Annotated in this window: 4 protein-coding genes and 1 pseudogene; 3 read left to right on the forward strand and 2 right to left on the reverse strand. The window is 64.6% G+C overall.

The genetic code is table 11. The annotated features are described in order from the left end of the window. Together DBR22_RS15275 and DBR22_RS15280 are read left to right on the forward strand one after the other, a co-directional pair. On the forward strand, window positions 1–1,003 hold a 1,003-nt coding region (locus DBR22_RS15275; protein WP_258229229.1), incomplete at its 5' end, for a MinD/ParA family ATP-binding protein. 220 nt (window positions 1,004–1,223) lie between these two features. Further along, the gene (locus tag DBR22_RS15280) at window positions 1,224–2,264 is read left to right on the forward strand and encodes a hypothetical protein (RefSeq protein ID WP_108599733.1); all 1,041 of its coding nucleotides are present in this window, start codon (window positions 1,224–1,226) and stop codon (window positions 2,262–2,264) included. 37 nt (window positions 2,265–2,301) lie between these two features. Here the strand turns inward: DBR22_RS15280 and DBR22_RS15285 are convergent, their stop codons facing one another. Both DBR22_RS15285 and DBR22_RS15290 read right to left on the reverse strand, forming a co-directional pair. Further along, window positions 2,302–3,054: an SDR family oxidoreductase gene (locus DBR22_RS15285; protein WP_108599734.1), complete on the reverse strand. Its 753-nt coding sequence runs from the start codon at window positions 3,052–3,054 to the stop codon at window positions 2,302–2,304. A gap of 34 nt (window positions 3,055–3,088) precedes the next feature. Next, a complete protein-coding gene (locus DBR22_RS15290; protein WP_108599735.1) occupies window positions 3,089–3,412 on the reverse strand; it encodes a hypothetical protein in 324 nt (107 codons plus the stop codon). A gap of 174 nt (window positions 3,413–3,586) precedes the next feature. Here DBR22_RS15290 and DBR22_RS15295 point away from each other — a divergent pair. Then, window positions 3,587–3,930 (forward strand): annotated as a pseudogene (locus DBR22_RS15295) (hypothetical protein); the annotation flags it as partial.

Below are 3,930 nucleotides of genomic sequence, written 5' to 3' on the forward strand. Positions count from 1 at the left end.
GTCCGTTACAGAGGAAGCGCCCGCGTTCCGGCGGGTCCGGCCCACCGCGGCGGACGTCATCGCCGACAGCCCCATGCCCGACTTCATCAGCTCGCCGGGCCTGTTCGTCAAAGAGCAGAAGCCACGGCCGGTGGGCGGGGTCCGCGGCGCCGTCTACAACATGACCGGCGGGGCCTGGAACATGGGGCCCGGCGCCAAGCAGCGCGACGAGGACGAGCTGGGCAAGCGCATCTCCCGCCAGCTGCAGGGCAGCTACAACACCGCGGTGCTGAGCCTCAAAGGCGGCATCGGCAAGACCTCCACCACAGTGGGCGTGGGCCTGACCCTGGCCGAATTCCGCGGCGACGCGCCCTGCGCCATCGATGCGAACCCGGACTCCGGCGACCTCGTGGAACGCGCCCTGGGCGAGGGGATCTACCAGCAGTCCAGCCCGCGCACCATCACGGACCTGCTCAACAACATCGAATCCATCGACTCGCTCACGGCGCTGGCCCGCTACATGCACCACGCCGGCCGGCTGCACCTGATCGCGGGGGAGCAGGACCCGGAGGTCTCGGACTCGCTCACCGCCGCCGAGTACCTGCGGATCCGCAAGCTGATCTCCAACTACTACTCCGTGGCCCTGACCGACTGCGGCACCGGCGTGACCCACAACGCCATGAGCGGGATCCTGCAGTCCGCGGACAACCTGGTGATCGCCGCCGGCTACGCGGTGTCGGGGGCGAAGCGCGCCCGCAGCACCCTCCACTGGCTCGCCAGCCACGGCTACGAGGACCTGGCCCGGAACGCCATTGTGGTCATCACGGACAAGGACGAGGTCTCCTCCCGCGTGGACAAGGACGCCATCGAGGAGCACCTGGCCGGGATCTGCCGCCAGCTCATCGCCGTCCCGCACGACCGCGGCGTGGCCGACGGCGACCTGGTCACCCTGGACGTCCTCCGGCCCGAGACCCGGCGCGCGTACAAGGAGATCGCTGCGGCGATTGTGGACGGGTACCGGTAGCGGTCTTTCCTGCCTTCTTGTTGCAACGCGGGGTCACTTATCGCCCCTCCCGAGCCGTTTATTGGGCCGGGAGTGACCCCGCGTTGCTCTTCTAGGTGGCGGCGCCGTCGTGGGGCACTTCGACACGGACACGCCGCCTCCGGAACCGAAATTGATTCCCTGCGGCCGCAATGTGCCCCACTTAGGGCGAAAGCCCCCCGCTGGATGTTATGACTTATTCATGAGCGGACAACGTCTGAACCAGTCGGTGCCAGAAACGGGTGACACAAAATTGTCCGAGGGGACTCGCGCGGAGCATCGGGTCCTCGGATCGGTGAGGCTGTTTGACTGGCTCGACGCAGTCCATACGTGGCGGGACAAAGTGCCCGACTATGTCCTGGTCAGCGCTACCCGGCGATGGGTGGTTCTGCTTATGGTCGTCATTGCTCTGATGCTCGCGCTCCCAACTGTGGTTCCCGTTGGTCTGCTGATGGGAATACTCATACCGCCATTTTTCGTCGCCTTCATTTGCGTGCTATTTCTCCGTGAAGGGCTGATGAAACGAGGTCGTCAAAACCTATTTCTCTTCGGGCTGGCAGCAATCAGTACTACGGCGGGCGTTGCATTTCTCTGGTTCATGGCAATTACAGATGGCAGCACGGGCACTGGGCCCGTTGCACTCACCGCGACGATCCCGCTGGTGGCTTCGTGGTGCGGATTTTTTCTGGCCTGGGCATGCCGAAAATACAACACAGAAGATTTCTCGAAGGCGACGGAGGCACCCAGAGAGCTTGCCACTGCAGTCCTGGTCTTCCTTGCCCTCGGTGTTGTGTTGGCCATGGCGCAGGAAACGGGCATGGTGGGTGTCGACATCGCCGGTAACTGGGCATTGACCGTGATCGGCGGCATCGTGGTTGGATCACTGTCCATGAAGCTCGCCGGGAAGGGCCTGTCTGATTGGCACCAGTACCGTCCGCGGTACTGGCCGGAGGCGGCCCCCGGGCGCAAAACCCTCGCAGAGGAAAATGCCGAGCGCGGTCGGGCGCTTCAGTCGTGGCTGCATCAGCTCGATCCGGAAACCATCCCCGCGCCGCTAAGCGTTCCTGGCCCTGACGATCTCGGACAAGTGTCCGCCGACCGTGGATCCGTTGAGGACGTACTCCTGCAAAGATCTGATTCGGTAATACAAAGCCAACCTGCGATGGCAAAAAGATTCCGTAGCCGGGGACCTAGTAGTAGAAAATCGAGCAAGCTGCTTCGGGGCAGTCGCTCAGCCCGATGACGGGCGGTGGCGTCCGCCGGGCGCCCAAAGCTCTTGTTCAGTGCCTGATGTCCGTCGACTCCAGCCACTGTGCAAAGGTCTGGCGGCCGACGGCGGCACCCGGTTCCGGGATCAGGTCACCGCTGCGCATGGCTTTCCCCATGGGCCCCGGGACCGGGACCTGCACGATGAGCTTCTTTTTCCCCGTCTTCCGGAGGTAGGCGCGGACCAGGTCCGCGAGCCTCTCCTTGCCGGGGCCGCCCAAATCGGGGAGGCGTCCCTTCGGTCCTGCCTCCGCCGCATCCACCAGCGCCTCGGCCACTTCCGCTGCCGCCACCGGCTGCATCAGCATCCGCGGCACCAGCGCGAGCGGTCCTGCAGAGGTGTACCCGAGGGTCATCGGAACAAATTCATGGAACTGGGTGGCCCGCAGGATGGTCCAGCGCACATCGCCGTGCCGGACGGCTTCCTCCTGCGCCAGCTTACCGGCGTACAGGCCTGATTTCGCCAGGTGGATGCCCACGATCGAGAGCGCAATATGGTGCTTGGTCCCGGCCTTTTTCTCTGCTGCCAGCAGATTCTGCGTGCTGGTGGTGAAGAAGTCCACGTTTTTCTTGGTGGTCAGTTCCCGGATGCCTGACACGTCAATAACGGTGTCCACATTTTGCAGGGCTTCGTTGAGGCCCTTTCCGGTGATCAGGTTGACGCCCTCTCGGCGCGACAGGCTGACCACCTCGTGGCCCCGTTCACGCGCAACGCGGACCACGTGCCGCCCCACTGTTCCGGTTCCCCCGGCGACTGCAATCTTCATACCTGAATGGTACGGCTGCTGCCGCCACTTGAAACTAGGCTGCGATAAGTGCTGCTCCGGCTGCGGCAGGGACGCGCGGGGCCAGGACACTGACGTTGCACGGCATCTGCTGCGGATCAATTTTCACCGGAAGGTGGTGGGTGCGGGAGCAGTCCCGGAGCTGCTCGAGTGCCGCGTCATCAACGAGCGCGTGGGTGATGTCCAGCTCCAGGTCGAGACCCTGCTTCAGCGAGTTGGCGCGTTTGACCACAACGTAAAGGGCCTGGACGCTGTGTACGGTGATGTGGCCCTTGGCGACAACCTGGGCACGGGCGTGGTCGAGATCCACGCGGACAAGAATGTTGAGTTTGGAATTCACGGTGTAAAGCCTTCCCCGGCATCGGCTGCGACGCTGCAGCCCTTGCATGGCCCGCTTGCATGAGCCTCGACCAGAGTAAGCACCCAATGTGACCCACGCAACACTACTGACGGGTAGGTTACGGGTAAGCCCATTCCCGCCGTTCCGGGGACGTAACGAGTGAACAATGGAGTCATGTCACCAGAAAGCAGCACATCCGCCGGGGAGCGGATCGTCGTCGGAATCAGCGGGCACGCCGGGGACGAGGCCCTGATCCGCCGGGCCGCACGGATGCTGTCCGCCGGCGGGGAGCTGCACGTGGTCCACGTCCGCACCACCGCCGCACGGGCTGTGCCCTCCTCCAAGGAACTCGACCGGCTGCGCGCGGTGACACTCGGCGCCGGCGGCATTTTCCACGCCATCGGCGGGGAGGAGATCCCGACGGCGTTGCTTCAGTTCGCGCGCGGCGTCAACGCCGGCCAGCTCGTTTTGGGGACGTCCAGGCCGTCTGGCGGTCTACCGCGCTGGCCGGCGTTGAC

Origin of the sequence: Arthrobacter sp. HMWF013, assembly GCF_003061105.1 — a bacterium.
GTDB lineage: Bacteria > Actinomycetota > Actinomycetes > Actinomycetales > Micrococcaceae > Arthrobacter.

Coding starts and splice junctions, on each gene's coding strand:
- DBR22_RS15285 (WP_108599734.1), bottom strand. CDS start 3,054: ATGAAGATTGCAGTCGCCGGGGGAACCGGAACAGTGGGGCGGCACGTG.
- DBR22_RS15280 (WP_108599733.1), top strand. CDS start 1,224: ATGAGCGGACAACGTCTGAACCAGTCGGTGCCAGAAACGGGTGACACA.